We start from the raw sequence: 25,606 nt of genomic DNA on the forward strand, positions 1-25,606 counted from the left end.
ATCTATTTACTTAATCGTGTACCAAAAGGTTCGTTTTGTTGAAGCTTGTTCAGTTCGTCTGCCTTGCCAATAACCACGGCTTTTACACCACAAGCAATTGCTGTAAATGCATTGTCCAGCTTGGGTAGCATACCACTATGAATAATTTGCTCTTTTTTCAGTTCTTCATAGCGTAAAGGGTCAATATCACGTATCAGTGAATCCTCATCATTGATATCTTGTAATACGCCTTTCTTTTCAAAGCAGTAAATTAAAGTGGTTTCATAGTGGGGTGCCATTGCAACTGCCAGGGCCGACGCTATAGTATCTGCATTAGTATTTAGCATCTGGCCATCCCCATCATGCGTTAAAGCGCAAAAGGTAGGGGTAAAGCCGGCTTCTAATAAATTAGTCAGGTTTTGAGCATTAACCGAATTTTCATTTAAATCGCCTACAAAGCCGTAGTCTATTGTTTTTACCGGCCTTTTTACCGCTCTGATAAAGTCACCATCGGCACCTGTTAAGCCTATGGCATTGGTGCCAAAACGTTGTAGTTGTGCTACTATATTTTTGTTAATTAAACCAGCATAAACCATGGTAACCACGCGCAGCGTTTCTATGTCTGTTATACGGCGGCCATCAACCAATTGGGCTTCTATACCCATTTGTTCTGATATTTGAGTAGCTATTTTGCCGCCTCCATGCACTAATATCTTATAACCGTCAAGAGCCGTAAAGTCCTTCAGAAAGTGATAGAGATTTTCAGAATTATCAATGACGTTGCCGCCTATTTTAATTACGTACAGAGGTTTCATAATGCCTTACCCAATCCAAATTATTGAACGGCGGCTATTATAGGCAAATTTTTATAGAATCTGATAAATATCTATTAAAATGATAGACAAAGATGACAACTTATATTTCAGTTTTAAAACTGAAATATAAGTTGTATAACTAAAAAATAAGTTATAGATTTGATTTATGGAAGAGCTAACCCGCACCGAAGAGCGCGTAATACAGATTTTATGGAAGCTGAAGAAAGCTTTTGTAAAGGATATAATTGAGGCGATGCCTGATGATCCCAAGCCACCGTACAATACTATATCGTCGGTTGTAAGGCTGTTGGAGAAAAAGAACTACGTGGGGTATAAGGCTTATGGCAAAACCTACGAGTATTTTCCGCTTATCTCCAAAGCCGATTATCGTAAAACCTTTTTTAAAAAGATGTTTACCAATTACTTTGATAGCTCTGTAGAAAGCCTTTTGTCATTTATGGTAAAAGAAGAGAAGATGAGTGATGAGGATATAGAAAAGCTTAAGGACTTGATCAGCAAAAACTCAAAGAAATGAAGACTGTCATTTATCTGTTGGAGGCATCGGCCTGTACCGGCCTTTTCTATAGCTTTTATTTTTTGTTTCTACGCAGGCTAACATTCTTTACCCTCAACCGCTGGTATTTGCTGGTAACGCTGCTGCTTAGTTTTGTTATACCTAAATTACAAATGCCGGTAGAGGCACCCAATGTTAATGTATTAAAGCCGGTTATGTACATACAGCAGATGCAACGGCTGGAAGTAAACTCTTTGCATATAAATCACAAGGTGGTTTATGAACCGGGTGTTGCCTGGGTTATGGTAATTAAAGCCTTATACTTTACAGGAGCCTTGCTATTATCTATAAGATTAATGATTGTGCTTGTAATATTTTGCCGCAAACTAAATGGTAAAAGGCTGGCGCAACTAGGGTTTGTAACTGTGATGCAGGGAGATAAAAGTTTTGGTAACAGCTCGTTTTTAAATGTAGTATTTATAAATGATGAGGAGCTGGATGCCAATGAGGTAAAGCAAATTCTTTCGCACGAATTACTGCATGTTAAATTGCTGCACTCTGTAGACAGAATTATTGCCTGGCTGGCAAGGATTGTATTGTGGTTTAATCCGTTTGTATACGGCTACCTCCGCTCCATAGAAGAAAACCATGAGTTTGAGGTTGACCGTATTGCTGCAGGTAATGATGAAAAAGGTAAGTATGCTTCACTGCTGCTTAAATTAACGGTAGCAAACCAGGCAACCATTTTTCAGGGCTTTAGTAAAGCGCCGCTTAAGAAACGGATATACATGCTGTTTAACCAACCCACATCCAATATGAAAAAAGTGATTTACGTGCTTGTGCTACCTATGGTAGTGATAAGCTGCCTTGCCTTTGCAAGATTTGAACATGTACAAGTTAACCATAAACTGAATCTAAAGCTAAGCGATGGAAAGCGTTTACGTCCCGACTCCGTTAATCCTTACCGACAAAAGGTTAAGAGAACACCTGGGCAGATCAAAGGCCATGCAGCCTTTATTGCCTGGACCAAATCTGCCGACTACCAGGCAAAAGTAAGAGCTGCCGAAAAATTAAAGAATGAAATCGGAACCTTTAAGGTAGTTGGCAGTATTACCAGCGATAACGTATTTATAAAACAAGGCACCTTAATACAGCGTGACGGAAAAAATTATATTTTGGGAGATAATTTTGGCCGTGACAAAGATGTGCATGCCTTACTGAAGCCCGGTGATGTAATAGATATAAAGCCTTCATCTGTACTGTATGGTAAAAACGGTCCGCTTGTTATTCAAGCCAGCTTTATTAAACGGGACAATGTAATCATATATGAAGCAAAGCCTGAACCTGCCCCTGACTATGCATTTTTGTACGAAGCCAACCGTGTACGCTTTGCCGATGGCGTTTTAACCAACGTTGATAGGTATCCTAACGGCAAATGGAAAACCGCAATCATTGCAGTAAACGGTTATCAAATCAAATTCAACGTTAAGCCATCGGCCCCAGAATTTGACGATATAGCACAAGGCGATCACGTGCGTTTCAGATTTGTGCATGAGGTGAAAACCGGTGCAAAAGAGTACACCGTGAATGATTGGATATCGATAAGCGCAGATGTGAAAGACTATGGTATTAAGAATCCCGATTTCTTTTTTAAGTTTTATGAAAAGATTTAAACAAAAAGCGATGGTTACCATCGCTTTTTGTTTTTAAGCGGCACGTTAGCTATCATTGCGCATCACAGTTTTATCTTCTGGCAAACATATACCATGTCAAGGAGGTTCTATTGTAAATTTATAATAGCCGATGGCAAACATGTATTTAGGCAAAACATCGGGTAAACCGCGTGTTGTAATTATAGGCGGTGGCTTTGGTGGCATCAATTTAGGCAGGCATTTGAGGGATAAAGAAGTGGAGGTAGTTATGGTTGATAAACACAACTATCATACTTTTCAGCCTTTGTTGTATCAGGTAGCTATGGGCGCTATTGAAAGCGATGCCGTTGGTTTCCCTATCAGGCGCATATTTACCGGGCATAAAAACTTTAGCTTTCATATGGCTGAGGTGCAGCAGATCAACCCGGCCAGTAACACGATAAGTACCACGCTAGGCGATATACATTACGATTACTTGGCAATTGCTACAGGCGCAAATACCAATTTTTTTGGTAACAAGGAGATTGAGCACTTTACGATGCCCATGAAGAATATTCCGGAGGCATTAAATATCAGAAGCTTGATATTGCAGAACCTGGAAAAGGCGGCTGTAACTACCGACCCGGTGGAACGCGCAGCATTGCTAACGTTTGTGGTGGTTGGCGGCGGACCAACAGGTGCAGAACTTTCGGGTGCTTTGGCCGAAATGCGCATGAATATGTTATGCAAAGATTATCCTGACCTAAAACCCGAAGATATGAAAGTGTATTTGGCTGAGGGTAAACCTAAACTTATAGCGGCTATGTCTGAACAGGCATCGGTTAAGGCCAAAGAGTTTTTGATTGATATGGGGGTAATCATTTATAATGATGTGCACGTAACCAGCTTTAACGGCGATGAGTTAAAGATAGACAACGGTGTAACTCTTAAAACACGTAACGTGTTTTGGGCTGCTGGCGTTAAGGGTGAGGTGCCACCGGGTATACCGCAGGACGTAGTAATTAGAGGCGCGCGCATACAGACCGACGAGATAAGCCGCGTTAAGGGATTTCAGAATATATTTGCTATTGGCGATGTGGCTGCCATGATCACACCCGACTCGCCCGAAGGGCATCCGGGTGTTGCACCGGTAGCCATACAGCAGGGTGCGCACTTGGCTAAAAATATATTGCACCTGGTAAGGGGAGAAGCCACCCAACCTTTTAAGTATCATGACAAAGGATCTTTAGCTACCATTGGGCGCAACCGCGCTGTGGCCGATTTGGGTAAGCTACACTTTCAAGGCTTTTTTGCCTGGTTTATATGGTTATTTGTACACATTATGTCGTTGGCTGGCTTTAGTAATAAATTAGTAGTGTTTAGCAACTGGCTCATAAATTACTTTACCAAGAATACCGATAACCGGCTTATCATCCGTTATTTTGACACCAATACCATGATGACTGAACCCACAGCTAAATAAATTATTCCTGTGAGGTGTATTCGTAAACTTTTAGTTAAAATTTGTTAACAATATTTGAGGCAATGTGTTATTACTACAATAAATAACTAATAACTCAAATCATGGCAACAAATTTCAATCCTGAACATAGCGAAGGCCCAGTAGCCAAAGCTATCGAACAGCAAACCGCCAAGCTACCATCTGATCTATTTTTGTGGGCGGCGTTAGGTTCAATGGCAGTTTCTGCTACTTTAAAAATTATGAAAAAAGACAAGACTGCATTGTTTGTTGGACAATGGGCAGCACCATTCCTGCTGTTGGGCTTATACAACAAAGTGGTTAAGTTAGAAGGAAGTGAGTAATCAATTACATCTTCAAGAAAATAAAAAGCCGGTTAAATTAGATTTTTAACCGGCTTTTTTGTTGCTTCCAACTGCATGTAATCAGCTATCACCCGTTCAGTTACATCATTGCTGTGGCTAAACGCAGTAATGATACTTTGCTGGTCGGTATCAGTTCTGTTTTGACTCAATTTCTTTTTGCCTTGCAGGTCGGTTACTTTAATATCAAACACTACAATGCCTTTGCACATTTTCAACTTATAATCTAAGGGTATGTTGTTCCATTGTTTCAGGTAGTCGGCATCGTAAAAAGATACCATGTGTTCTAAGGCTTTTAGTTGCTCGCTTTCGTTTGTTACAATCGTAGCTACGCCGTAAGCATGTACAGCAATATAGTTCCATGTTGGCACGTTTAAATCTTTTTCGTAGTGCTTGGGTGCAATGTAAGCATGTGGCTCTGTAAATATAACGAGCGATTGCCCTTTAATAACATCGCTGGCCTGCGGATTAGCTGCAGCAAGATGTGAGGACAAAACAACCGCATCTCCTTCGTGCTTTACTAGAAATGGCAGGTGTGTAGCCTGGGGCAAGCCATCGTTAGTATTATTAACCAGCGTAGCAAAACTGTACCGCTGCATAAAGCTTACGGCCTCTTGGGTATCAGTAATTTGGAAGTGTTTAGGGATGTACATGAGATAAGGGTGTTGCTATTTAGCAAGAGTGCCAAACAGAAATTTAATTACAGGTGTGTATATTAAAATGAGGTGGTAGGCGAGGGAGCAAGGTAGCCGGAGCAGGGTAAGCAGCTATCTATATTTAGCTGATAAGGCCAAGCAGAGAATAAGCAGCCAAGCCACTCATCCTCTGCTAAAAATCAAGGATTATAAGCTTTCTAAAAGCTGCTTTAATACCGCCTGAGCAGCCCATACGCGGTTGCCGGCCTCATGTATAACGGCTGAGTGTGGCCCGTCAAGAACTTCGTCTGAAAGCTCCAGGTTTCGGCGTACAGGCAAGCAATGCATAACTTTGGCGTTGTTGGTAGCTTGCAGCATTTCGTTATCAAGCATCCACTCCGGGTAGCTGCCAGGCATCTCACCGTAAGGCTCATAAGCCGACCAATTCTTTACATACACAAAATCGGCACCAACTAAGGCCTCCTGTTGGTTATGGGTAATAGTTGCACCTTCTGTAAATTCGGTGCTTAAGTTATACCCCTCGGGGTGTGCAATTACAAAATCAACGTCGGCACGGCACATCCATTCAGCAAAAGAATTAGGTACTGCCTGAGGCAACGCTTTGATGTGTGGTGCCCAGGTAAGTACTACCTTAGGTCGCTCAACCGTTTTAAGTTCTGTAATGGTTATTAAATCGGTAAGGCTTTGCAGCGGGTGGCGGGTGGCTGATTCCAGGCTTACCACCGGTACGCCACAAAATTCTACAAACTTATTGAAGATAGTTTCGCTGTAATCTGCTTCACGGTCTTTCAGTCCCGGAAACGAACGCACACCAATGATATCCACATACTGACCCAAAACTGCCGCCGCCTCACGTATATGCTCAACTGTTGTACCGTTCATAATGGCGCCATCCTGTAGTTCCAAAGCCCAACCTTCCTTATCAATGTTGAGCACCATGGCGTTCATCCCCAGGTTAAGAGCCGCCTTTTGTGTGCTCATCCGGGTACGCAAGCTTGGGTTAAGGAACACTAAGCCTATGGTCTTGTTTTTGCCTAAGTGCTGAAAGGCGTAAGGGGCGCTCTTTAGCTGCAGTGCTTCGGCAACTAAGGCGTTAATATCGGTTACGTCGTGTACGGATGTAAATTGCTTCATCTATCTTTTCCGGTCGTCCCTAACGGGAAAGTGTTTTAGTTTATATATTAAGCTACGGCGTGCGCAGCTTTCAGGGTTTGTGCAAATGCTTCTAAAAACTGGTCGGCATGTGCTTTGGTTAAGTTTAGCGCAGGTAGCAATCTAACTACATTGGGTTTAGCTTCGCCTGTAAAAATATGGTGCTTATACAAAAGCTCTTTACGAACGTCGGCCAGTTCCTGCGGTAGTTCGATGCCAATCATCAAACCACGACCACGAACTTCTATGACCTGCTCAAACTTCCTAAGTTCAGTAATCAAGTATTGGCCAACTTCGGCAGCATTCTGCATTAGGTTATTTTCTTCTATTTCCTCTAAAACCGCTAAAGCAGCCGCGCAGGCTAAATGGTTACCGCCAAAAGTAGTACCCAACATACCATAAGCTGGCTTAATTTTAGGAGAGATGCTGATAGCACCAATAGGAAAACCATTACCCATGCCTTTGGCCATGCTGTAAATATCAGCGTCAACCCCTGCAAAATCATGTGAATAGAATTTGCCCGTACGGCCATAACCGCACTGAACCGAATCGGCGATAAATACCGCATTATACTGATCGCACAGCGCTCTTATTTTTTGCAAAAAGCTTTCGGTTGCTACCTGTATACCACCAACCCCTTGTATGCCTTCAATTATAACAGATGATATTTCGTTTTGGGAAAATGCATGCTCTAATGCACTTTCATCGCACCAGGGCAAAAAGATTACATTGTCGGTCTCATTAACCGGCGCTACAATTTTAGGATTATCAGTTACTGCAACAGCCAGCGAGGTACGGCCATGGAAAGCTTTACTAAAGGCAATAACTTTCTTTTTACCGTTGTAAAAAGAAGCAAGCTTTAAAGCATTTTCGTTAGCCTCGGCACCGGAGTTACACAAAAATAACTGGTAGTCGTTCTTGCCCGATACTCGGCCCAATTTTTCGGCCAGTTGCTTTTGCAAGGGTATTTCTACAGAGTTTGAGTAAAAACCTATCTGATGTAACTGATCTTCCAATCGTTTTACATATCGTGGGTTAGTATGACCAATAGAAATTACGGCATGACCGCCATATAGATCCAGATACTCGGTACCCTGAGCATCGTAAACCAAACTACCAACACCCTTTACAATCTCAATCGGATTGATGGGGTAAACATCAAATAGTTTCATTTGCTAAAAATGTAAAACGTTAAAAAATATAATCAATTAAAAAGCTGCGGCTTTCAGTTTCAAGCCAGCGGTTTCCTCTAACCCAAAAATCAGATTCATGTTTTGGACTGCCTGGCCTGATGCACCCTTTAACAGGTTATCCATAATGCTGATTATAAATAACTTGTCACCCTTTTTTTGTACCTGTATAAAGCATTTGTTAGTGTTCACAATCTGCTTTAAGTCGATGTTGCGGGTGGTAACGTTAGTGAATGGATGGCTGCCGTAATATTCAGTGTAAAGTTTCACCGCTTCTTCGGCCGACAGATCGCTGTCCAAATAAATAGAAGCAATAATACCTCTGGTAAAGTCGCCGCGGTACGGAATAAAGTTCACCTGTTTGTTAAAGCTGGCTTGCAGTTGCGTAAGCGACTGGCCAATTTCATTTAAATGCTGGTGATCAAAAGCTTTGTAAACCGAAAGATTATCATTACGCCAGGTAAAGTGTGATGTTGGCGACAAGCTTTGCCCAGCGCCTGTAGAACCTGTAGTAGCAGTAATATGCACCTCACTGTTTAAATTGCCACTGGCAGCCAATGGCAATAAGCCTAATTGCAAACAAGTAGCAAAACAACCTGGATTGGCTATGTTATGAGCCCCTTTTATAGCCTCACGGTTAAGTTCCGGCAAGCCGTATGTGAAGTTGCGTGTTGTAGATTCTGAGTTTTTCGTAGCCGGGTTGGAGATGCTCGATTTGTCTTTCAGCCTGAAATCCTGGCTCAGGTCAATGATCTTAACACTGGCTGGAAAAGGATTGGCATCTAAAAACTTACGTGCATCGCCGTGGCCAACACATAAAAACAGCACATCCACATGGTGCGATAGCTCACCTGTGAACTGTAGTTCGGTATCGCCAAACAGATCAGTGTGCACTTCGTACACAAAATTGCCTGCATTGCTGTTGCTGTGTATAAAGGCTATGTCAACCGCCGGGTGGTTAATCAGAATACGTAAAAGTTCGCCGCCTGTATAACCGGCCCCGCCAATTATACCTGCCTTTATTTTGCTTCCTCCGCCAACCGGCGGAATGGGGTCTGTTTCTTGTTGGCTATTCACAGTTTATTCTATCGTTTTTTGTGGATGGATGTGAGTACAATAAAAATTCCAGATCAGTTTCGGCAGGGTTACTTATCCGGTGCTTTTGCCCGGATTTGACTTCTATGCCTTGCTGCCGGTTAAGCACAGTAACTTGACCGTTGATAACAAAAATGGCTGTTCCGCTTAGTATAAAAAAGAACTGTGTTGCATGCTCGTGATAGTGCAGTTGCTCAGTCGCATTTGGCGGCATTAGCTCCTGCTTTATGGATAGTGCTTCAGTATCCACAAAGTTCCACCCATCACAGTTGTCACCCCATTTATAATGGCTTAAACAGTTCTCTTTTGAAAGCAGCGATTCCATTTATGATTGTTGATTTACCTTGTGGTATATCATAACCTGGTTACCAAATATCTTAGAGAAACCCTTAACGTCATCACCGGTCCAGGCGTTGTTCATTTCACCGTAACTGCCAAACTTGCTCGACATTAAATCATGGTCTGACTCAATACCAGTTACCTGGAAACGGTATGGGTTTAATTCAACAAACACTTTGCCGCTAACCTGTTGCTGTGTATCGTTCAGGAAGGCTTCGATGTTGCGCATGATTGGGTCATGAAACTGCCCTTCGTGCAGCCAGTTACCGTAGAAAGAAGATAGTTGGTCTTTCCATGACAACTGCCATTTGGTTAATACGTGCTTCTCTAAAGTATGGTGTGCCTTGATAATAACCATTGGTGCGGCGGCTTCAAAACCTACGCGGCCTTTAATACCTATAATGGTATCGCCAACATGAATATCGCGGCCAATGCCATAAGGCTGGGCAATAGCCTGTAAGGCCTGAATGGCTTTGGTTGGGTGATCGTAATTAGTACCATCAATGGCTACAAGTTCGCCTTTTTCAAACACCAGCTCAATGTTCTTGGTTTCGTTTGAAGTAACGGGAGTAGGCCATGCGTCCTCCGGCAGGCCTTGGTTTGAGGTCAGGGTTTCTTTACCGCCTACAGATGTTCCCCAAATGCCTTTGTTGATAGAATATTTATTCTTTTCAAAATTCATCTCCACACCGTGGTCTTTCAGGTATTGAATTTCTGCCTCGCGGCTTAGTTTCAAATCGCGGATAGGAGTTAGTATCTGCACATTCGGAATCAGAATGTTGAAGATCATATCAAAGCGTACCTGATCATTACCGGCGCCGGTGCTGCCATGAGCAACATACTCGGCACCAATTTCTTTGGCGTAGTTAGCAATAGCTGTTGCTTGGCTCACGCGCTCGGCACTTACCGAAAGGGGATAGGTGTTGTTCTTCAGAACGTTACCATAGATCAGGAAACGAACGCAAGAATTGTAAAAGTTTTCCGTCTCATCAACCACATGGTGCGATGTAACACCCATTTTGTAGGCACGTTCTTCAACCTGTTTTAACTCTTCGTCGCTAAAACCGCCGGTGTTTACAATAACCGAGTGTACTTCCAGGCCTAAATCCTGTGTTAAGTAGATGCAGCAAAATGAGGTATCTAATCCGCCGCTATAGGCTAATACTACTTTTTTCTTCATTATGATGGGTTAACCAAAAAGGGTGATACTTAATATTAAAATGTAATGGTTTTTACGCTGTTTTTAATTGCATTTTCAATACGCTCCAATAGCGTAGCCTTGTGTGTCAGCTTCTTCATCTTCTCTTCAAACTGTTGCTGCTTATCAACCGGGTCCCAAAGCATGGCGGTACACATACAGTTCTTGCGCTCTTTGGCCGTTAAAATATCATAGTTAACACAGCTGCGGCAACCTTTCCAAAAATCTTCATCCTGAGTAAGTTCTGAGTAGGTAACCGGCTCGTAACCCAGTTCTGAGTTAATTTTCATAACCGCCAAGCCCGTAGTTAAACCGAATATTTTGGCATGTGGGTATTTAGTACGGGAAAGATCGAACACAGCCCTTTTTATGGCCTTGGCTAATCCTACCTTCCGGAACTCCGGGTTTACAATTAAGCCCGAGTTAGCCACAAAGTCGCCGTGGCTCCATGTTTCTATATAACAGAAACCAGCCCAGGTGCCATCTTTATGCAGGGCAATAATAGCTTTACCTTCCAGCATTTTATTAGCAACGTACTCAGGAGAACGTTGTGCAATACCAGTACCGCGTGCTTTAGCCGATGATGCCATTTCATCGCATATCTGCGGTGCGTAATCGGCGTGATTTTCGGTAGCAACTATAATATCAAAATCTTGTAAGGTCATGAGTAATAAAACGATTACCTTAAATTATTGGCTTAAGCCTTATGTAATTAATGGTTTTGTATAAAAGAAGTTTGAAAAAACCTCAGTTTGGGTTGTGGCGATGAAACAGTGTTTATCAAACCCGGGGGATATACAATCGTCGTCGTGACGGGAAGTTAACTAAAACAACAGCGTTCAAAGCAGCGGCGAACCATGCATTTACTGCTGCGGTTACTGTCCTTTTTATGCTTTGAATGTTCATTTTTTGTTAATATGCTCTGTTTGTGAATTTTTGTGCAAAGTATCCAAAATAATTTTATTTATGCAAGTAAAAAATGCATATTAAAGTTAAACTTTTGTAAAGAAATATCTTTGATAACTACAGCTATAAATCAGCAAGATATACAGCGCCTTCATCAGGTGTTCAACAGCATTGCTGTGTTCGATGATGAGCCCTTCAATGCCATGCTTCCACATTGGGGTGCGTTAACCTGTAAACGCAAACAAATCCTGACACAAATAGGCGAAACAGAGCATTATCTGTACTTGATAACCGAAGGCATACAACGTGGCTTTTGTAACTACGAGGATAAAGATGTCACGCTGGTTTTCTTTTATCCAAATTCTTTTGCTGGTATTGCCGATAGTTTTTTATTGCAGCGCCCATCTGCCTTGTACTTTGAGACGCTTACCGCAAGCCGTATGCTGCGTATTAGTTACAACAACTTTATGCAGATAGCACACGAATTTCCGCAGGTTGAAAAGTGGCTGCGTATAATGCTGAGCCATACTTTGGCCGGTTTGTTGGAACGGCAAAAAGAGCTTAGTGTTTATACCGCTGCCGACAAGCTAGCGGCGTTATTTAGGCGTAGCGCATTTATCTTCAACATGGTTCCGCATAAGTACTTAGCATCATACATAGGTGTAGATCCGGCCACTTTTAGTAAAATGTACAGTAGGCTTGAGAAATAAAAACGATGGTATAGATCAAGATTTTTGTCAGGGCAAATCCGGTACTTTGCCCAAAATCCTAAACCATGTCACAATTTAAATCCAAACAATTGCTTGCAGATCTGCAGATAGATATTATTGAAATTACCGAATGGGCAAAGCAGTTGTTAATAGCCACACATTATCTAAACACCATTCCACAGCCCGGCAAATGGACCATTGCTCAGGTGATTGAACACCTGAACACTTATAATGATTATTATTTGCCTGAAATAGCCAAAGCACTTCAACACTATCCAACCGGCTCATGCCATGCAAATGGCATATTCAAGACCGGCCTTATTGGTGGATACCTCACTAAAATGATGCAGCCCGATATTAACGGGAATATAAGCAGCAAAACAAAAGCATTTAAGAAACATATACCTGTAGCCGAACTAAATGCGAAAACGGTTCTTCAAGGCTTTGTAGCAGGGCAGGAGCAATTCCTGTTATTAATTAGGCAAGCACACCTTTACGACTTAAATAAGGTGCGTATTAAAATGAGCATTAGTAACCTCATCAAATTAAAGCTGGGCGATGTGTTACGCGTATTGGTTATACACCAGCAAAGGCATTTTATTCAGATAAGAGAAGCACAGGGCCTTATAATAGCTAAGCAGAAGCTACAAATCTGCTAAACAGTTATTCAGCACAGCCGTTTATTAAGAATGAGTGATACTCCGCTGATACTTACACTTACGCTGGACGAGGATAGCCAACAATATTTTAACGAACTGCGCCGTGAACATTTCCCGCCCGAGCGTAATTACCTGAACGCACACCTAACGCTTTTTCATCATTTGCCGTCAGATCAGGACCAAATTTTTTCAGACATTTTTTTGGCAGTACAGACCTATCAAATCATGCAGCTTGCCGTTACCGAAATTAAAAGCATTGGAAGCGGTGTGGCCTTTAAGATTGAAAGCATACCGTTAATGCAATTACACCGGTATCTACAGCAATTGTGGCAACCCTGGTTAACTCCGCAGGATAAGCAAACACTATGGCCGCACATTACCATTCAAAATAAAGTTGAGCCTAACCAGGCCATGTTATTGAAAGCACAGCTCGAGCAAGACTTTAAACCATTTACTGCCAGGGGCTTAGGGCTTGGCGTTCATGAGTATCAAGGCGGGCCATGGAAGTTTAAGAAATCGTTTGAGTTTGGAACTAACTAAATCCATACTTAACGGAATGCCAAAGGAATAAAGCGGACTCTCCAGCTTGTTGAGATCAGTCTTAAGCTGGCAATGATGTTATCTTAGTTATATTTGTTATAAGCATCTCGCCAATCCTTTCGCATTTCTGTAAAGCGTGCGGCAACGGTGGCATAAAAAGCTTCGTCCAGTAGTTCAAAAACGCTGTTTACGCCGTCCATCAAGTCGGCCTCTGCCACTTTATAAGTTTGCTCCAAAGCACCTTGTTCCAGTTTTATAATGAACTTACGATTCATGCTAAATATGGAAACCTTAAATTCAGGATGCGGTAATTCAGCTATAACTCTCATAATGTTTCAATTTTAATTCTACCCTGTAGCGGGTCGGCACCATTGAGGGTACCCCAGGTAGCAAGTGGTTTAAACCGTGCAAAAAGCTCCTCGCTGTACCAGCCCTCCGCACGTGTTTTCTTAATAATATCAGCGTGCTGGCGTGAACGATATGCAAATGCCTTAACGTTGTCGATGCTTTCCCAAACCGAAAACGTTGCCTGCCTGTATACGGGAGCTTCACCAATGCCAACGGATGTAATATATCCTGGCGAAGCAGCCATCATACTGGCCGCCTCATCTACATGGCTCCAAAAGTTTTTAAGGCGACTTGGCCTTATGGTAGCCCTGGTTAACACCGCTACAGCGCCGTTGTAGTCCTTTACCTCGGGCTTTCCAAAGGGGTCTTTGCCATCCCACTTGCCGTGGCTCTGTAGTGGCTCGGCCAAAAGGGTCCAGCTTTCCGTAGTCAACTTTTTCCACCAGGATGATATGAACGATTTCTGATAGAAGCTGTCAAAATCTGCTCTGGTGTTCCAGGTTGCCAGTAAGCCCCATTGTTGCCAGTCGGGTGTAAGGTCAAAACTGCCGTTACGGCCGCAGCCCATTAATTTCCAAAAGGTGCAGCCCTTTTGTAATGAAAGCGGCAGGCGGTGCAGGGCCATAGCCAGCAGGGCAAATGGGATAAAGGCTTTGCGGTAACGTACTATAGTGAGGCTGACAATCATATTTGACTAAGCGAAATAACTCATTAAAAATGAGATTTGGCTTATTAAGTTTTACCTTACCCTGCTTACTTTTGCAATATGGCCGAAGACTTACAAATACTACAATCAGCCGATAAAGCTGCTCAATATCAATCTTTGCTACCGCAGATTGAGGCGTTAATACAAGGCGAGACCGATCTTACCGCTAACCTGGCTAATATAGCTGCGGCGTTAAAAGAACAGTTTAAGTGGTTTTGGGTAGGATTTTATCTGGTAAAAAACGGTGAGTTAGTTTTAGGCCCGTTCCAGGGACCTGTGGCCTGTACACGCATTTGCTTAGGTAAAGGCGTTTGCGGCGCAGCCTGGCAGCAACGTAAAACATTGATAGTGCCCGATGTGGAAGCTTTTCCCGGTCATATTGCCTGCAGTTCGTTATCACAATCTGAAATTGTTGTGCCGTTTTTTAAAGGCGACGAGGTGGTAGGCGTGCTTGATGTGGATAGTGAATTGCTGGATCAGTTTGATGAAACAGATGCGCTTTATCTGGAAGAGCTGGTAAAAATGATAGTGTTTTAATGCAGAAAGTATTTCTGATCTCAGGTTTAGGTGCCGATCATCGATTGTTCGATAAGCTCGAATTGCCGGGATGTGACTTGGTACACGTTAACTGGATTGAACCCGAGGCAAAAGACACGTTGAGCTCCTATGCGCAGAAATTGGTAGAAACATATGGCATTACGCCACAGTCTACTGTAGTTGGTGTATCAATGGGTGGAATGATAACGGTGGAGATTAGCAGTCTGATGCCACTGCGTACGGCTGTTATTATCTCCAGCATAAAATCAGTTAACGAATTCCCCCCTTACTTTAAGTTTTTTAAAAGGGTTCCCATTTACAAGATCATACCGCATGGATTTTACACCTCAATGGGTTTATTAATTAAGCCGTTATTTGGCGAATTGCGTGGTAAATCAGGCTTCCTTTTTGTAGATATGATAAAAAACACATCGCCTGTATTTATGCGGTGGGCTATGCATGCCATAGTAAACTGGCAACCTAAGCCGTTACGCAATAAAATTTATCATATTATCGGTAATAAGGACTTGATCTTTTCCCATACCCGCATTAAGGATGCTACATACATTATAGAGCGCGGCAGCCATGATATGGTTTATACGCGTGGCAAAGAAATAAGCAAAATTATACAAGGAATATTAACAGATGAAACTACATGAGTCGTTTTACCTAAATAGCCAGGTTACAGAAGTAGCCCGTAATTTGCTTGGTAAATACTTGTTTACCTCTATTGATGGTGTAATTACGGGTGGTTATATTGTTGAAACAGAAGCATATAATGGCGTTATAGATAAGGCATCTCACGCCTATGGTAACCGCCTAACGCCGCGTACACAAACCATGTTTGCGCATGGCGGCGTAGCCTATGTGTATTTGTGTTATGGCATACATGAAATGCTAAACGTGGTAACTTCTGTTGCCGGGCAGCCGCATGCAGTGCTTATTAGGGCAGTTAATCCTACCGTTGGCTTAGATACTATGCTTTACCGCCGTAACATGGCAGTTGTAAAACCTAATATCACTGCTGGTCCGGGGTCGGTAGGTAAGGCTTTAGGTATTAACCGAAAACTGAACGGTATAAGCTTTCAAAGCGATCAACTTTGGATTGAAGACCAAGGTTTAACATTTAGCGATGACCAAATTGCTGCCGTTCCGCGCATTGGTGTTGCTTATGCGGCAGAGGATGCACTGTTGCCATACCGGTTCTACGTAAAAGGTAACGTATACGTGAGCAAACCAAATCGGTAATAATTCAATCAAAAATACTTTTTTCGGGTTTATAAGTTATCATACTTAAAAACATTCGCTATGGATTACCAAAAAGACTTGAAAAAACTAGAAGATATAGAGCACTTGCGTGGCATGATCGACAAATCAAAAACCGCTATGCTCACTACTTTTACCATAAACAACGGCTTTCACAGCCGCCCAATGGCTACTGCACAGTTAGATGTAGAAGGTAGCTTGTGGTTTTTCACCAATGAATTTTCATCCAAAGTTGCCGAAATATCGCACGATAATAAAGTTAACGTTACCTATTCAAATGGTAGTGCTACCACCTATATCACTATTAACGGCGTAGCGCAAGTGGTAGATGACCGCGTTAAGATGCAGGAACTTTGGGATCCGTTTGTTGAAGCATTTTTTAAAGACGGATTGGAAGATCCAAACCTTGCTTTATTGCGTGTAAACATCACAGATGCTGAGTATTGGGACAACAGTGCCGGTGCCGTAAGCATTGCATTTAAATGGATCAAGTCGGTTATAACAGGCTCGAAATTCGAACCTGGCGAGCACGATAAAGTTGATTTATAAACATGAGAGGCAGATAAAATCTGCCTTTTTTGTATTATTGGCTGATGGAATATGTAAATAGTGCTGCTTTTGCCAAACAGCTAGATGAACAAGACTTGCTTGGTCCGTTCCGCCAACAGTTTTTGATACCACAGTTTAGAGGACAAGATATTATATACCTATGTGGTAATTCGTTAGGATTACAACCTAAAGCGGTACAGCAGCATGTTAACAAGCAACTAAGCGCCTGGCAAGAGCTGGCAGTAGAAGGGTGGTTTCAGGGTGGGGATCCCTGGTTGTCTTATCATAAGCAGTTATTGCAGCCTCTGGCAAACATTGTGGGAGCGCACCCTAAAGAGGTAACGGTAATGAATTCACTAACCGTTAACCTGCACTTACTCATGGTAAGTTTTTACAAACCAAATGGTAAGCGTTACAAAATACTGATGGAAGGCGGCGCATTTCCATCAGATCAGTATGCGGTAGAGAGCCAGGTAAGATTTCATGGCTTTGAGCCGGGCGACGCGGTAATTGAGATCTTTCCTCGCCAAGGAGAAAGCACACTAAGGACCGACGACATCACACAAGTTATAAACGATAATGCCGATGAACTGGCTTTAGTTTTATTCAGCGGTATTAATTATTATACAGGGCAGTTTTTTGATTTGCAGGCTATTGCCAAAGCCGCAAAAAAGGCAGGCGCTTACGTGGGTTTCGATTTGGCTCACGCCGCTGGTAATGTTCCACTCGAATTGCACAATTCGGAAGCCGATTTTGCTTGTTGGTGTTCCTACAAATACATGAACTCGGGGCCCGGTGGTATTAGCGGCATATTTGTTCACCAAAAACATCATCATAATAAGGAACTGGACCGTTTTGCTGGTTGGTGGGGCTATCGTAATGATACGCGCTTTAAGATGGCTCCCGGCTTTGATCCGGAACCTGGAGCGGAGGGATGGCAGGTTAGTACAAGCCCGATTCTTTTAATGGCCGCCCATAAGGCTGCGTTAGATATATTTGAAGAAGCGGGCAGTGTATCTGCCCTGCGCCAAAAAAGCTTACTACTCACGGGTTACCTTGCGTATCTAATTAATGAGATTAACAAAAAGCAAGGTCAGCAATTGTTCAACATCATAACACCGGCAAACGAACAGGAGCGCGGCTGCCAGCTATCCATTGTTTGCAAGCAAAACGGAAAAGCTACATTTGATTACCTCGTGAGTAAAGGTGTGGTTGGAGATTGGCGCGAACCTGATGTAATCAGACTAAGCCCTGTGCCTCTGTACAACACTTTTACCGATGTTTATACTGCTGCCTTACATTTAGCTGAGGCCGCTAAACAATATTAAATTCATGATTAGTTACAATCCTAAAGACTGGTTTACTTTTCTGTTCAGATTTCATAAATCTGACACCCTGCGAGAGCTTTTTCCGCTAATGATTGGCGTGGGTTTGTACGCAGCTGTGATTACCTGGATATTGCTTGACTATGTACACGTACCTGATACCAGTGTGATACACAAAACTAACGTAGTGCATCAAACGCTAGGCTTTGTGTTATCGTTATTACTTGCATTTCGCATAAACTCAGCTTATGACCGCTGGTGGGAAGGGCGCAAATTATGGGGCAGCCTGGTAAATAACAGCCGTAATTTAGCCATGAAAGTAAAGCACCTCGGTAATGAAGCTGATGCTGCTTTTTTCAACCAGCATATACCTTTATATGCCGAGGTTTTAAAAGACCACTTGCGCGATGCCATTAAAGGCGATTACAATGCCCAGTTAGATGCTGAGAAACATGTACCTAACCAGGTGGCATCGCGTATTATTGAGCGTGCGTATAAACTGAATAACGCGCAGATTAACACCGAGCAGCTGATGAGTATCAATGCTGAAATCATGTCGTTCACCGATATTTGCGGTGCCTGCGAACGGATTAAGAATACGCCTATTCCTTATAACTATGGCGTTTTTATAAAAAAATTCATTTTCTTCTTCATCATGACACTGCCTTTAACCTGGGCGTTTGAATTGCATTATTATATCGTGCCTGTTATTGCATTTGTGTTATACGTGCTGGCCAGCATTGAATTAATTGCCGAAGAAATTGAAGATCCTTTTGGTTATGATGAAAATGATCTGCCTTTAGAGCGGCTGTCAACCAATATAAAAAAGCATATTAACGAAATATTGGGTTAGTAAGCCATATGCTCAAAATAGCTTTCGACCCCATATATGCGCATCCTCTGCCTGAGGGCCATCGTTTTCCTATGCTGAAATACGAGTTAATACCGGCTCAATTACTACATGAGGGTCTAATCACGCACGTTAACCTGTTTTCGCCCGAGCCACTAGACGAGCCGACTATACTGCTAACGCATGACAAGAACTACTGGGAGCAACTACGCGATTTAGCTTTGCCGCCAAAGGAACAACGCCGCATTGGTTTCCCTTTAGATGCAAAATTGATAGAGCGTGAAATACGGATAGCTAAGGGAACTATTGATGGTTGCCGGTATGCAATGGATAACGGTGTGGCATTTAATGTAGCTGGTGGCACTCATCATGCAGGTACAAACTGGGGTGAAGGGTTTTGCATGCTGAATGACCAGGCTATAGCTGCTAACTACTTATTAAATACGGGTTTATCTAAACGTATCTTAATTATAGATTTAGATGTGCATCAAGGTAACGGTACAGCACAGATATTTGCACAGCAGCCTAGGGTATTTACTTTTTCCATGCACGGTGCTAACAATTTTCCCTACCGAAAAGAAAAGTCTGACCTGGATATTCCGCTGCCCGATGGCTTAGAGGACGAGCCTTTCCTGGCTATAGTTAAGGAAACTGTACCGCGACTAATTAAAGAACACAAGCCAGATTTTATTTTCTATCTGTCGGGCGTAGATGTGTTAGCATCCGATAAACTGGGCAAACTGGCGTTAAGCAAAGAGGGATGCAAGGAGCGTGATCGTTTTGTGCTTCAGCAATGCAAGCAAGCAGGTATACCGGTGCAGGTTAGTATGGGCGGGGGCTACTCACCGCATATTAAAGATATTGTTGAGGCACATTGCAATACTTACCGTGTCGCCGTTGATTTATACTTTTAAGGTGTCGTCAAAAATATAATCTTCAAGATGCTTTTTAGTGGTATGTGTAAACCTGAAGTACAATAATACAGAGGCTACACCCAACCCGGCAACAAGCCCATACCAAACTCCATTAGCGCCTAACTTTAGATGTAAGCCCAGCCAGTAACCCAAAGGCAAACCTATTACCCAATAGGCTAAAAATGTTATTATTGTCGGAATATTCACATCACCTACGCCACGCAAAATACCCAACCCAATTACTTGTGCACCATCAAAAAGCTGAAATATTGCTGCGATGATTAACAGCTGCGAGGCTATGGCAATCACACGTACATCAGAAGTAATAATCCAGGGCAGCCATTGGTTGAATAGAATAAAAAGGATTGCGGTAGTGCTCATAAATATGAGTACAATGTGATAACTGGCAATAGCCGATGCTCTTAATTCGCCAAAACTTTTAGCGCCAAAATAATTGCCTGACTTTATAGCCGCTGCCGACGAGACGCCGCTGGCAATCATATATGTCATAGATGCCAGGTTAATGCCCACTTGGTGCGCCGCCTGCTGCACAGGGCCAATTTGGCCAACTAATACTGCTGCGGCACTAAATGCACTTACCTCAAACGTTGCCTGTAAACTCACCGGTGCACCTATGCGTATCAATTCCATACACCTTGTGCGATTAATGTACGTTATTTTAAAATCCTTTAAGTAGGCTTTGAAGTGCTTAGACCTGAAGATATAAATAGCCATTGCAATGGCCATTACTGTTCGGTCAACCAGTGTGCTGTAGCCAACACCGCTCACACCCATAGGTTTAATGCCAAAAAGTCCTTTTACAAATATTACGCCCAGGCAAATATTAAGAACGTTACCCCATATAGAAACTTTCATAGCTTGTTTAGTAAAGCCCAATCCTTCGGCAAACTGTTTAAATGCACTAAACAACATTAGAGGTATAAGGGAAACCGATAATAACAGCAAGAAAGGTTTAGCCTGTTTTAATACCTCAGGAGATTGCCCCAAATGATCAAGCAGGTTTCCCGCGCCAAAATACATGGCGATGAAAAGAACCACGCCAAATATTAAATTGAGTAATATGCTGTTGGATAGCAGGCGTCCGCAAGCTTCATAGTTTTTTTGCCCATTAAACTGTGCTATTAAAGGCGTAATACCGTATGCAATACCAAGTCCCATTACCATGGCTACCACAAAAACACTGTTTACAAGTGATACCGCAGCCAGCGAAACTGTGCCCGCGAAGTGACCCACAATTACACTATCAGACAAATGTACCAGCGTATGGCCCAACTGCGATATCACAACCGGTATGGCCAACTTCAAGTTTTCGCGATAATAGGGCTTATAGGCTTCAAAGTAAGATAACATAGAACGGCGAATAGATGCAGGGGAGGGCAAAGATAAAGCTTTTATATAAAGGAAAGAACCTTATGCAGCTGTGTAGAATTCCTCTTTTTCGGTTGTATGCACACGAATAACGCCCGAAAGTACCAGATTAACCAGTATACGTTGCGCGCGCCTGCGGCTCATGTTAAGCAGTTCGCAGTATTGTCTCACGGTTATGCGCTCGTTCTTATCCAGGTATTCTAGCAAAGCTTTTTCTTTGGATGAATACTCGATGAGGACACCTTCATTATTATCCGAGCGCTTTAATACATCCACCACTATTTTACTGGCCAGTACGCTTTTGTCTTTTATGCGTATATAAACCCACCACTTGCCGTCATCGCCTAATGCATAATGAGGTTTGGTAATGCTAGGCTCAATATCAACCACCAGAACCAGTTTATCATCTACATAAATTTCTTCAAAGGCTGGTTCAAGTGCGGGGCGGGCATAAAAGTGCGCTGCTTTGGTAATCATGTAGCGCTCCTCATCCTCAGATTTTACGCCTTTTATGCTGCCGTTATCCAAAACACCTATCAACAGGCGGCCTCCCTTGTTATTAGCAAAGGAAACCATTGTTTTAGCTATCTTTTCACAACTGGTAATGGTCTTCTTAAAATCCAGCGAAACGCCCTCACCCTCTAATATCAGCCTTTTAATATTCATTTTAACTTCCCGATTCTGCCTGGGGTATATAGGGTGTAAAAATTTCCATCCAGTTATTTGTTTTACTTAACGGACTAAAACCAAACTGTACGTAAAGCTCATGCGCATCGGCGGTAGCAAGTGCCCAACGCCTTAATGTCTTTAACTCCGGATGCTGTCTAATGTTTTGCATCAGCCATTTTGATAAGCCTAGCCCCCTGAACGTTTTTAACACAAAAACATCACATATATAACCAAAGGTTGCCCTATCAGTAACAACGCGTGCAAAGGCACATAAATTATGATTTTTATAAATACCAAAGCATAAAGAGTTGTCGATAGCTTTTTGCAGCTTATCTACCGGTATTCCTTTTGCCCAGTATGATTCATTATTTAAGAAATTATAAATCACATCAAATGGAAGCAGGTTATTATCTGTCGATACGGTGTATCCGTTGTTCAAAAAATCTGCATCGTTAATTGCCGTATCCATAGCAAAGGGCGGTTAAAACGCTAATATAAATAAAATGGTAAAAACACTTATAGCGTTAGGCGGTTAGTATTTAACAAGGAAACGTAAATTGCTAGTTACACAACGAGCCGAAAAGAATATAACATAAACAAAACCAACCCGATAAAGGTTAATGCAGAAACAACAAATAATCAATCCTATGAAAAAGCAATTTTTGAGTTTTGCCTTTGCAACGGCGTTAATAGCTATAGTGGCTGCAGGATGCAGCTCACAGCAGGCAGCAAGCGGATCAGACAGCACAGCAACTGTAGATTCTGCAGGCACAATGTCAACAACAACCGATACTACAGCACGGGATACCGCGCGTAGAGACACAACAAAAACTAATCCTCCACAATAATGGTGAGAAAAGGCCCGGACTACCGGGCCTTTTTTATTTATGCAGTTTTAGCACCCGTAAAAACTTTGCGCACCTGGTAGGTTTTCTTGTTCTGAGACTCAAAATAGGTACGTACATTTACTTCAGCTAAAATACCTAAGGTAATTAGTTGAACACCTCCCAGCAAAAAGATCAAGCCCAGTATTAACAAAGGTTTGCCGCCAATATCATGTCCCATTATTTTGAGTACAAGCAGGTAGGCGTTAATTAGCACACCTAAGAAAAAAGCAATGAACCCAATGCTGCCAAACAAATGCATTGGCTTTTGAATATACTTACGGAAAAATACCATCAGTATTAAATCACTGATTACTTTAAAAGTACGGTTAATGCCATATTTGGATTTGCCAAACATGCGGGCATGGTGACGCACATCAACCTGTGTTATACGTGCTCCTTGCAATTTAGCCAATACCGGTATAAAACGGTGCAACTCACCATACAGGCCTAAATCTTCGGCTATCTCGCGTCTGAAAATCTTGAGCGTACAGCCATAATCTTTAATATAAACCCCTGTCATGCGGCGTATCAGTGCATTGGCTATTTTACTTGGAATTTTACGCAGCAGCACGCCGTCTTGCCGGTTAGCACGGTTGCCTGCTACCACATCCCAGTCCTCATCTTTTAATTTTTGAAGCATCGATGGGATGTCGTTAGGGTCATTTTGTAAGTCGCCGTCGAGTAAAGCTATATAAGCTCCGCTGGCGTGGTCAATGCCTGCTGTCATTGCGGTACTTTGCCCATAATTTTTACGCAGCTCTACTAATTTAATGCGTTCGTCGGCGTTGGCAATAATTTCGCGCCGGGTGCCGTCTTCAGAACCGTCATCAACAAAAACCACCTCGTAATCGATAGCCGGTAAAGCTTTTCTTATTTCTTCAATAAGAGGTTTAATATTTTCCTCTTCATTCATCACAGTTATAACAACTGATAACTCCGGCATAGCTGATCGTATTAATTAAAGCCCACAAAGATAGGTATTTTAAGCATTTAAGAAACACACACTACGGCCGGCTCTTCATTTCCTGTACACGCATTGGCATGGCGTCTATAAAGCCGAAAAGTTTAGAAAGTGTTATGGGCTGAGTGGCCCGATATTTTTCGCCACCATCTTTACCTATCAAAATTACTGTAAACGTGTCTTTGACAGATCTTTTCTGAAATTGAACCCTGTCCTTACCCTCATAATAAGTAAGCACTTCAATGTCACGTTCTTTAATGCCTGCAGCATTGGCATCAAGTATATCCTTCTGTTTTTTAACAAGCTGATTGCCGGGTTTATCAGCGAAGATAAGGAGCATTCGTTTCTCGCGAAAAGTAGTAGTGCTTAAAAATATTAATGCTGTAAATAGTGTTCTTAGCATAATATACATAACAGTTTAAAGGCCAAATGTTTAAGCATTATTACTGCAATGCCTCAAAGCTGTACCTTGCAGTGCCCCAAAAGTCATCGAGCGCTATAATACGGGGCTTGAAAAAAGAAATTAACGCTGGCCAGTCGTTACGATTAAATATGCTCACACCATCCATTTCCTTGTAAATTCGGCTAATGGTTTTTCCGTTTACGTCGGTCGTGTGCAACTCCCATTCCCAATCTTCATTCAACGCATCTGCTAAAACAAGTCTCAGTTCTTTAAACTGCTCAAAAAACAACTCCTGTATACCGGCATCAGGGTGAGATAGCTCAATGGCAATGATTGCCGACCGGCTTTCTGCCAGCATTTTGAAGTTAACGTGCTTGATGCCCGTTTTGTAATTTATCCAATTAATTTTCAAACCATCGGCTGATGGTTGCGGAGCTATATACTGCCCAAAGGTGGTCCAAAAAGTTTGCCGTAACTGTGATGCCTGTTCTTTTGAGTACATGTGTAAACTAATGCTTAACTAACACTGTTGTTTTATTGCCCGGTAATATCGATGTTCGCTTTAAACTACCATACCAGTTATGAACATCATTAGTAAACTTGGCATTGCAGCAGTATTGCCCGCAGCTTTATTTCTTAATATCACTTATGTAAACAAACTGCCCGCAAAGGTAGTTAACTCATTAAATATGCAAGATAGTTCTTACAGCAAAACGGATTTATTTGATCAAAACACGCAACCTAAACTGATTAGCAAGCAATTTGAGTTTACTGAAGGGCCGGCGGCAGACAAGGAAGGCAACGTTTTTTTTACCGATCAACCCAACAATGCCATTTGGAAATATGGCTTAGATAGTAAGCTCAGCCTTTTTTCTAACACAGCCGGTCGGTCTAACGGTATGTATTTCGATAAGCAAGGCAACCTGTTTACCTGTGCTGACGAGCAAAACGAAATTTGGAAATTCGATCAGAGCGGTAAACGAACAGCCATTATATTAAGCGGTGTAAACGGGCGCAAGTTTAATGGCCCGAATGATTTGTGGATGGATGGCAAGGGTGGTATTTACTTTACCGACCCTTACTACCAGCGCTCATACTGGACACGTACCCAAACCGAATTAGATGGCGAAAAAGTATACTATTTGCCTGCTGGCAAAAAAGAAGCCATGCTTGCCAGTAGTGAACTTCAAAAACCAAACGGTATAGCTGGTACAGCCGATGGAAAGTATTTGTATGTTGCCGATATAAAAGCCAATAAAACATACCGGTTTACTATCACAAAAGATGGCTTGCTAACTGATAAGCAATTGTTTACCGACAAAGGATCGGACGGTATGACTTTAGACGATAAGGGAAATGTGTATTTAACAGGCAATAAAGGGGTTTATATTTTTAATGCTGACGGACAGCAAATAGGGCTTATTGCTATACCGGAACCTTGGACAGCCAATATTTGTTTTGGCGGTAAGAACCGCGATATGCTATTCATTACAGCCTCAAAAGCTATATACACCATGCAAATGAAAGTAAGGGGATATAGCAAAAACGCCTCAAGACAACTGTAGTTGTTTGAGGC

Annotated in this window: 32 protein-coding genes; 16 read left to right on the plus strand and 16 right to left on the minus strand. The window is 42.3% G+C overall.

Going from position 1 to position 25,606, the window contains the following annotated elements; genetic code table 11:
* Positions 1–2: 2 nt before the first annotated feature.
* Entirely contained in the window at positions 3–794 is a 792-nt protein-coding gene (gene argB, locus ABDD94_RS11005) for an acetylglutamate kinase (RefSeq protein WP_345955911.1), read from the minus strand.
* A gap of 166 nt (positions 795–960) precedes the next feature.
* Between argB and ABDD94_RS11010 the strand changes: the two genes are divergently transcribed.
* The 4 genes from ABDD94_RS11010 to ABDD94_RS11025 all read left to right on the plus strand — a co-directional run bounded on the left by ABDD94_RS11010 (position 961) and on the right by ABDD94_RS11025 (position 4,763).
* Positions 961–1,329 (plus strand): BlaI/MecI/CopY family transcriptional regulator, encoded by a 369-nt coding sequence (locus ABDD94_RS11010; protein WP_345955912.1) that lies wholly within the window; start codon positions 961–963, stop codon positions 1,327–1,329.
* Complete coding sequence (locus ABDD94_RS11015) at positions 1,326–2,981, plus strand: M56 family metallopeptidase (protein WP_345955913.1); 1,656 nt, start codon at positions 1,326–1,328, stop codon at positions 2,979–2,981. The genes ABDD94_RS11010 and ABDD94_RS11015 overlap by 4 nt, the downstream gene beginning before the upstream one ends.
* Before the next feature lie 130 nt (positions 2,982–3,111).
* The gene (locus ABDD94_RS11020) at positions 3,112–4,422 is read left to right on the plus strand and encodes an NAD(P)/FAD-dependent oxidoreductase (RefSeq protein WP_345955914.1); all 1,311 of its coding nucleotides are present in this window, start codon (positions 3,112–3,114) and stop codon (positions 4,420–4,422) included.
* A 101-nt stretch (positions 4,423–4,523) separates the two neighbouring features.
* Positions 4,524–4,763, plus strand: coding sequence for a hypothetical protein (locus ABDD94_RS11025; RefSeq protein WP_345952038.1), 240 nt, complete (start codon positions 4,524–4,526; stop codon positions 4,761–4,763).
* A 32-nt stretch (positions 4,764–4,795) separates the two neighbouring features.
* Here the strand turns inward: ABDD94_RS11025 and ABDD94_RS11030 are convergent, their stop codons facing one another.
* The 7 genes from ABDD94_RS11030 to ABDD94_RS11060 form a co-directional block, all read right to left on the minus strand.
* On the minus strand, positions 4,796–5,434 hold the full coding sequence (locus ABDD94_RS11030) for an FMN-binding negative transcriptional regulator (RefSeq protein ID WP_345955915.1): 639 nt from the start codon (positions 5,432–5,434) through the stop codon (positions 4,796–4,798).
* 189 nt (positions 5,435–5,623) lie between these two features.
* Entirely contained in the window at positions 5,624–6,571 is a 948-nt protein-coding gene (locus tag ABDD94_RS11035; RefSeq protein WP_345955916.1) for an N-acetylornithine carbamoyltransferase, read from the minus strand.
* Between the two features lie 47 nt (positions 6,572–6,618).
* Positions 6,619–7,761: an aminotransferase class III-fold pyridoxal phosphate-dependent enzyme gene (locus tag ABDD94_RS11040; protein ID WP_345955917.1), complete on the minus strand. Its 1,143-nt coding sequence runs from the start codon at positions 7,759–7,761 to the stop codon at positions 6,619–6,621.
* Positions 7,762–7,797: 36 nt separating this feature from the next.
* Positions 7,798–8,856, minus strand: coding sequence for an N-acetyl-gamma-glutamyl-phosphate reductase (gene argC, locus ABDD94_RS11045; RefSeq protein ID WP_345955918.1), 1,059 nt, complete (start codon positions 8,854–8,856; stop codon positions 7,798–7,800).
* Positions 8,849–9,199 carry a cupin domain-containing protein gene (locus tag ABDD94_RS11050; RefSeq protein ID WP_345955919.1) on the minus strand — a complete coding sequence of 117 codons (351 nt, stop codon included), beginning with the start codon at positions 9,197–9,199 and terminating at the stop codon, positions 8,849–8,851. The genes argC and ABDD94_RS11050 overlap by 8 nt, the downstream gene beginning before the upstream one ends.
* Positions 9,200–10,393, minus strand: coding sequence for an argininosuccinate synthase (argG, locus tag ABDD94_RS11055; protein WP_345955920.1), 1,194 nt, complete (start codon positions 10,391–10,393; stop codon positions 9,200–9,202).
* A 35-nt stretch (positions 10,394–10,428) separates the two neighbouring features.
* Positions 10,429–11,076, minus strand: coding sequence for a GNAT family N-acetyltransferase (locus ABDD94_RS11060; RefSeq protein WP_345952030.1), 648 nt, complete (start codon positions 11,074–11,076; stop codon positions 10,429–10,431).
* A 351-nt stretch (positions 11,077–11,427) separates the two neighbouring features.
* Here ABDD94_RS11060 and ABDD94_RS11065 point away from each other — a divergent pair, with 351 nt between their 5' ends.
* The 3 genes from ABDD94_RS11065 (at position 11,428) to ABDD94_RS11075 (ending at position 13,226) form a co-directional block, all read left to right on the plus strand.
* Positions 11,428–12,027, plus strand: coding sequence for a Crp/Fnr family transcriptional regulator (locus tag ABDD94_RS11065; protein ID WP_345955921.1), 600 nt, complete (start codon positions 11,428–11,430; stop codon positions 12,025–12,027).
* A gap of 65 nt (positions 12,028–12,092) precedes the next feature.
* Positions 12,093–12,686: a DinB family protein gene (locus ABDD94_RS11070; protein WP_345955922.1), complete on the plus strand. Its 594-nt coding sequence runs from the start codon at positions 12,093–12,095 to the stop codon at positions 12,684–12,686.
* 30 nt (positions 12,687–12,716) lie between these two features.
* Entirely contained in the window at positions 12,717–13,226 is a 510-nt protein-coding gene (locus ABDD94_RS11075; RefSeq protein WP_345955923.1) for a 2'-5' RNA ligase family protein, read from the plus strand.
* A gap of 83 nt (positions 13,227–13,309) precedes the next feature.
* On the opposite strand, the gene ABDD94_RS11080 is transcribed toward ABDD94_RS11075, so the two are convergent.
* A complete protein-coding gene (locus ABDD94_RS11080) occupies positions 13,310–13,555 on the minus strand; it encodes a hypothetical protein (protein WP_345952026.1) in 246 nt (81 codons plus the stop codon).
* The gene (locus ABDD94_RS11085) at positions 13,552–14,262 is read right to left on the minus strand and encodes a DUF3291 domain-containing protein (RefSeq protein ID WP_345955924.1); all 711 of its coding nucleotides are present in this window, start codon (positions 14,260–14,262) and stop codon (positions 13,552–13,554) included. The genes ABDD94_RS11080 and ABDD94_RS11085 overlap by 4 nt, the downstream gene beginning before the upstream one ends.
* A gap of 78 nt (positions 14,263–14,340) precedes the next feature.
* On the opposite strand from ABDD94_RS11085, the gene ABDD94_RS11090 reads away from it, so the two are divergent.
* The 7 genes from ABDD94_RS11090 to ABDD94_RS11120 are packed head-to-tail and all read left to right on the plus strand — an operon-like array spanning position 14,341 to position 19,721.
* On the plus strand, positions 14,341–14,817 hold the full coding sequence (locus tag ABDD94_RS11090) for a GAF domain-containing protein (protein WP_345955925.1): 477 nt from the start codon (positions 14,341–14,343) through the stop codon (positions 14,815–14,817).
* Positions 14,817–15,476: an alpha/beta hydrolase gene (locus ABDD94_RS11095; RefSeq protein WP_345955926.1), complete on the plus strand. Its 660-nt coding sequence runs from the start codon at positions 14,817–14,819 to the stop codon at positions 15,474–15,476. Before ABDD94_RS11090 ends, ABDD94_RS11095 begins: the two co-directional genes overlap by 1 nt.
* Positions 15,463–16,065, plus strand: coding sequence for a DNA-3-methyladenine glycosylase (locus tag ABDD94_RS11100; protein WP_345955927.1), 603 nt, complete (start codon positions 15,463–15,465; stop codon positions 16,063–16,065). The genes ABDD94_RS11095 and ABDD94_RS11100 overlap by 14 nt, the downstream gene beginning before the upstream one ends.
* Positions 16,066–16,125: 60 nt before the next feature.
* On the plus strand, positions 16,126–16,632 hold the full coding sequence (locus ABDD94_RS11105; RefSeq protein WP_345955928.1) for a pyridoxamine 5'-phosphate oxidase family protein: 507 nt from the start codon (positions 16,126–16,128) through the stop codon (positions 16,630–16,632).
* 44 nt (positions 16,633–16,676) lie between these two features.
* Entirely contained in the window at positions 16,677–17,960 is a 1,284-nt protein-coding gene (gene kynU, locus ABDD94_RS11110) for a kynureninase (RefSeq protein WP_345955929.1), read from the plus strand.
* Between the two features lie 4 nt (positions 17,961–17,964).
* Entirely contained in the window at positions 17,965–18,810 is an 846-nt protein-coding gene (locus ABDD94_RS11115) for a bestrophin family ion channel (RefSeq protein WP_345952019.1), read from the plus strand.
* An 8-nt stretch (positions 18,811–18,818) separates the two neighbouring features.
* Positions 18,819–19,721 (plus strand): histone deacetylase, encoded by a 903-nt coding sequence (locus ABDD94_RS11120; RefSeq protein ID WP_345955930.1) that lies wholly within the window; start codon positions 18,819–18,821, stop codon positions 19,719–19,721.
* On the opposite strand, the gene ABDD94_RS11125 is transcribed toward ABDD94_RS11120, so the two are convergent.
* From ABDD94_RS11125 to ABDD94_RS11135, 3 genes are read right to left on the minus strand one after another with little or no spacing between them, the layout of a single operon-like run.
* Entirely contained in the window at positions 19,710–21,092 is a 1,383-nt protein-coding gene (locus tag ABDD94_RS11125) for an MATE family efflux transporter (RefSeq protein WP_345955931.1), read from the minus strand. The two genes, ABDD94_RS11120 and ABDD94_RS11125, sit on opposite strands and share 12 nt — an antisense overlap.
* A gap of 60 nt (positions 21,093–21,152) precedes the next feature.
* The gene (locus tag ABDD94_RS11130; protein ID WP_345955932.1) at positions 21,153–21,776 is read right to left on the minus strand and encodes an RNA-binding domain-containing protein; all 624 of its coding nucleotides are present in this window, start codon (positions 21,774–21,776) and stop codon (positions 21,153–21,155) included.
* A gap of 1 nt (position 21,777) precedes the next feature.
* Positions 21,778–22,248 (minus strand): GNAT family N-acetyltransferase, encoded by a 471-nt coding sequence (locus ABDD94_RS11135; protein ID WP_345955933.1) that lies wholly within the window; start codon positions 22,246–22,248, stop codon positions 21,778–21,780.
* Positions 22,249–22,426: 178 nt separating this feature from the next.
* Here ABDD94_RS11135 and ABDD94_RS11140 point away from each other — a divergent pair, with 178 nt between their 5' ends.
* The gene (locus ABDD94_RS11140; RefSeq protein WP_345955934.1) at positions 22,427–22,627 is read left to right on the plus strand and encodes a Vmc-like lipoprotein signal peptide domain-containing protein; all 201 of its coding nucleotides are present in this window, start codon (positions 22,427–22,429) and stop codon (positions 22,625–22,627) included.
* A gap of 37 nt (positions 22,628–22,664) precedes the next feature.
* Here ABDD94_RS11140 and ABDD94_RS11145 read toward each other — a convergent pair whose 3' ends face one another.
* The 3 genes from ABDD94_RS11145 to ABDD94_RS11155 all read right to left on the minus strand — a co-directional run bounded on the left by ABDD94_RS11145 (position 22,665) and on the right by ABDD94_RS11155 (position 24,532).
* Positions 22,665–23,609 carry a glycosyltransferase family 2 protein gene (locus ABDD94_RS11145; protein WP_345952013.1) on the minus strand — a complete coding sequence of 315 codons (945 nt, stop codon included), beginning with the start codon at positions 23,607–23,609 and terminating at the stop codon, positions 22,665–22,667.
* A 61-nt stretch (positions 23,610–23,670) separates the two neighbouring features.
* Positions 23,671–24,030, minus strand: a complete 360-nt coding sequence (locus ABDD94_RS11150) for a DUF4174 domain-containing protein (RefSeq protein WP_345955935.1) — start codon at positions 24,028–24,030, stop codon at positions 23,671–23,673.
* Between the two features lie 40 nt (positions 24,031–24,070).
* A complete protein-coding gene (locus ABDD94_RS11155; RefSeq protein WP_345955936.1) occupies positions 24,071–24,532 on the minus strand; it encodes a DUF4268 domain-containing protein in 462 nt (153 codons plus the stop codon).
* Positions 24,533–24,611: 79 nt separating this feature from the next.
* On the opposite strand from ABDD94_RS11155, the gene ABDD94_RS11160 reads away from it, so the two are divergent.
* Positions 24,612–25,595: an SMP-30/gluconolactonase/LRE family protein gene (locus ABDD94_RS11160; RefSeq protein ID WP_345955937.1), complete on the plus strand. Its 984-nt coding sequence runs from the start codon at positions 24,612–24,614 to the stop codon at positions 25,593–25,595.
* Positions 25,596–25,606 lie beyond the last annotated feature (11 nt).

It is taken from the genome of Mucilaginibacter sp. PAMB04168 (assembly GCF_039634365.2).
GTDB lineage: Bacteria > Bacteroidota > Bacteroidia > Sphingobacteriales > Sphingobacteriaceae > Mucilaginibacter.

What these genes read in the sequence shown, in the direction of transcription:
- argB (WP_345955911.1), bottom strand. Translation starts at nt 794, where the DNA reads ATGAAACCTCTGTACGTAATTAAAATAGGCGGCAACGTCATTGATAAT.
- ABDD94_RS11010 (WP_345955912.1), top strand. Translation starts at nt 961, where the DNA reads ATGGAAGAGCTAACCCGCACCGAAGAGCGCGTAATACAGATTTTATGG.
- ABDD94_RS11015 (WP_345955913.1), top strand. Translation starts at nt 1,326, where the DNA reads ATGAAGACTGTCATTTATCTGTTGGAGGCATCGGCCTGTACCGGCCTT.
- ABDD94_RS11020 (WP_345955914.1), top strand. Translation starts at nt 3,112, where the DNA reads ATGGCAAACATGTATTTAGGCAAAACATCGGGTAAACCGCGTGTTGTA.
- ABDD94_RS11025 (WP_345952038.1), top strand. Translation starts at nt 4,524, where the DNA reads ATGGCAACAAATTTCAATCCTGAACATAGCGAAGGCCCAGTAGCCAAA.
- ABDD94_RS11030 (WP_345955915.1), bottom strand. Translation starts at nt 5,434, where the DNA reads ATGTACATCCCTAAACACTTCCAAATTACTGATACCCAAGAGGCCGTA.
- ABDD94_RS11035 (WP_345955916.1), bottom strand. Translation starts at nt 6,571, where the DNA reads ATGAAGCAATTTACATCCGTACACGACGTAACCGATATTAACGCCTTA.
- ABDD94_RS11040 (WP_345955917.1), bottom strand. Translation starts at nt 7,761, where the DNA reads ATGAAACTATTTGATGTTTACCCCATCAATCCGATTGAGATTGTAAAG.
- ABDD94_RS11050 (WP_345955919.1), bottom strand. Translation starts at nt 9,199, where the DNA reads ATGGAATCGCTGCTTTCAAAAGAGAACTGTTTAAGCCATTATAAATGG.
- argG (WP_345955920.1), bottom strand. Translation starts at nt 10,393, where the DNA reads ATGAAGAAAAAAGTAGTATTAGCCTATAGCGGCGGATTAGATACCTCA.
- ABDD94_RS11060 (WP_345952030.1), bottom strand. Translation starts at nt 11,076, where the DNA reads ATGACCTTACAAGATTTTGATATTATAGTTGCTACCGAAAATCACGCC.
- ABDD94_RS11070 (WP_345955922.1), top strand. Translation starts at nt 12,093, where the DNA reads ATGTCACAATTTAAATCCAAACAATTGCTTGCAGATCTGCAGATAGAT.
- ABDD94_RS11075 (WP_345955923.1), top strand. Translation starts at nt 12,717, where the DNA reads ATGAGTGATACTCCGCTGATACTTACACTTACGCTGGACGAGGATAGC.
- ABDD94_RS11080 (WP_345952026.1), bottom strand. Translation starts at nt 13,555, where the DNA reads ATGAGAGTTATAGCTGAATTACCGCATCCTGAATTTAAGGTTTCCATA.
- ABDD94_RS11085 (WP_345955924.1), bottom strand. Translation starts at nt 14,262, where the DNA reads ATGATTGTCAGCCTCACTATAGTACGTTACCGCAAAGCCTTTATCCCA.
- ABDD94_RS11090 (WP_345955925.1), top strand. Translation starts at nt 14,341, where the DNA reads ATGGCCGAAGACTTACAAATACTACAATCAGCCGATAAAGCTGCTCAA.
- ABDD94_RS11095 (WP_345955926.1), top strand. Translation starts at nt 14,817, where the DNA reads ATGCAGAAAGTATTTCTGATCTCAGGTTTAGGTGCCGATCATCGATTG.
- ABDD94_RS11100 (WP_345955927.1), top strand. Translation starts at nt 15,463, where the DNA reads ATGAAACTACATGAGTCGTTTTACCTAAATAGCCAGGTTACAGAAGTA.
- ABDD94_RS11105 (WP_345955928.1), top strand. Translation starts at nt 16,126, where the DNA reads ATGGATTACCAAAAAGACTTGAAAAAACTAGAAGATATAGAGCACTTG.
- kynU (WP_345955929.1), top strand. Translation starts at nt 16,677, where the DNA reads ATGGAATATGTAAATAGTGCTGCTTTTGCCAAACAGCTAGATGAACAA.
- ABDD94_RS11115 (WP_345952019.1), top strand. Translation starts at nt 17,965, where the DNA reads ATGATTAGTTACAATCCTAAAGACTGGTTTACTTTTCTGTTCAGATTT.
- ABDD94_RS11120 (WP_345955930.1), top strand. Translation starts at nt 18,819, where the DNA reads ATGCTCAAAATAGCTTTCGACCCCATATATGCGCATCCTCTGCCTGAG.
- ABDD94_RS11125 (WP_345955931.1), bottom strand. Translation starts at nt 21,092, where the DNA reads ATGTTATCTTACTTTGAAGCCTATAAGCCCTATTATCGCGAAAACTTG.
- ABDD94_RS11130 (WP_345955932.1), bottom strand. Translation starts at nt 21,776, where the DNA reads ATGAATATTAAAAGGCTGATATTAGAGGGTGAGGGCGTTTCGCTGGAT.
- ABDD94_RS11135 (WP_345955933.1), bottom strand. Translation starts at nt 22,248, where the DNA reads ATGGATACGGCAATTAACGATGCAGATTTTTTGAACAACGGATACACC.
- ABDD94_RS11140 (WP_345955934.1), top strand. Translation starts at nt 22,427, where the DNA reads ATGAAAAAGCAATTTTTGAGTTTTGCCTTTGCAACGGCGTTAATAGCT.
- ABDD94_RS11145 (WP_345952013.1), bottom strand. Translation starts at nt 23,609, where the DNA reads ATGCCGGAGTTATCAGTTGTTATAACTGTGATGAATGAAGAGGAAAAT.
- ABDD94_RS11150 (WP_345955935.1), bottom strand. Translation starts at nt 24,030, where the DNA reads ATGCTAAGAACACTATTTACAGCATTAATATTTTTAAGCACTACTACT.
- ABDD94_RS11155 (WP_345955936.1), bottom strand. Translation starts at nt 24,532, where the DNA reads ATGTACTCAAAAGAACAGGCATCACAGTTACGGCAAACTTTTTGGACC.
- ABDD94_RS11160 (WP_345955937.1), top strand. Translation starts at nt 24,612, where the DNA reads ATGAACATCATTAGTAAACTTGGCATTGCAGCAGTATTGCCCGCAGCT.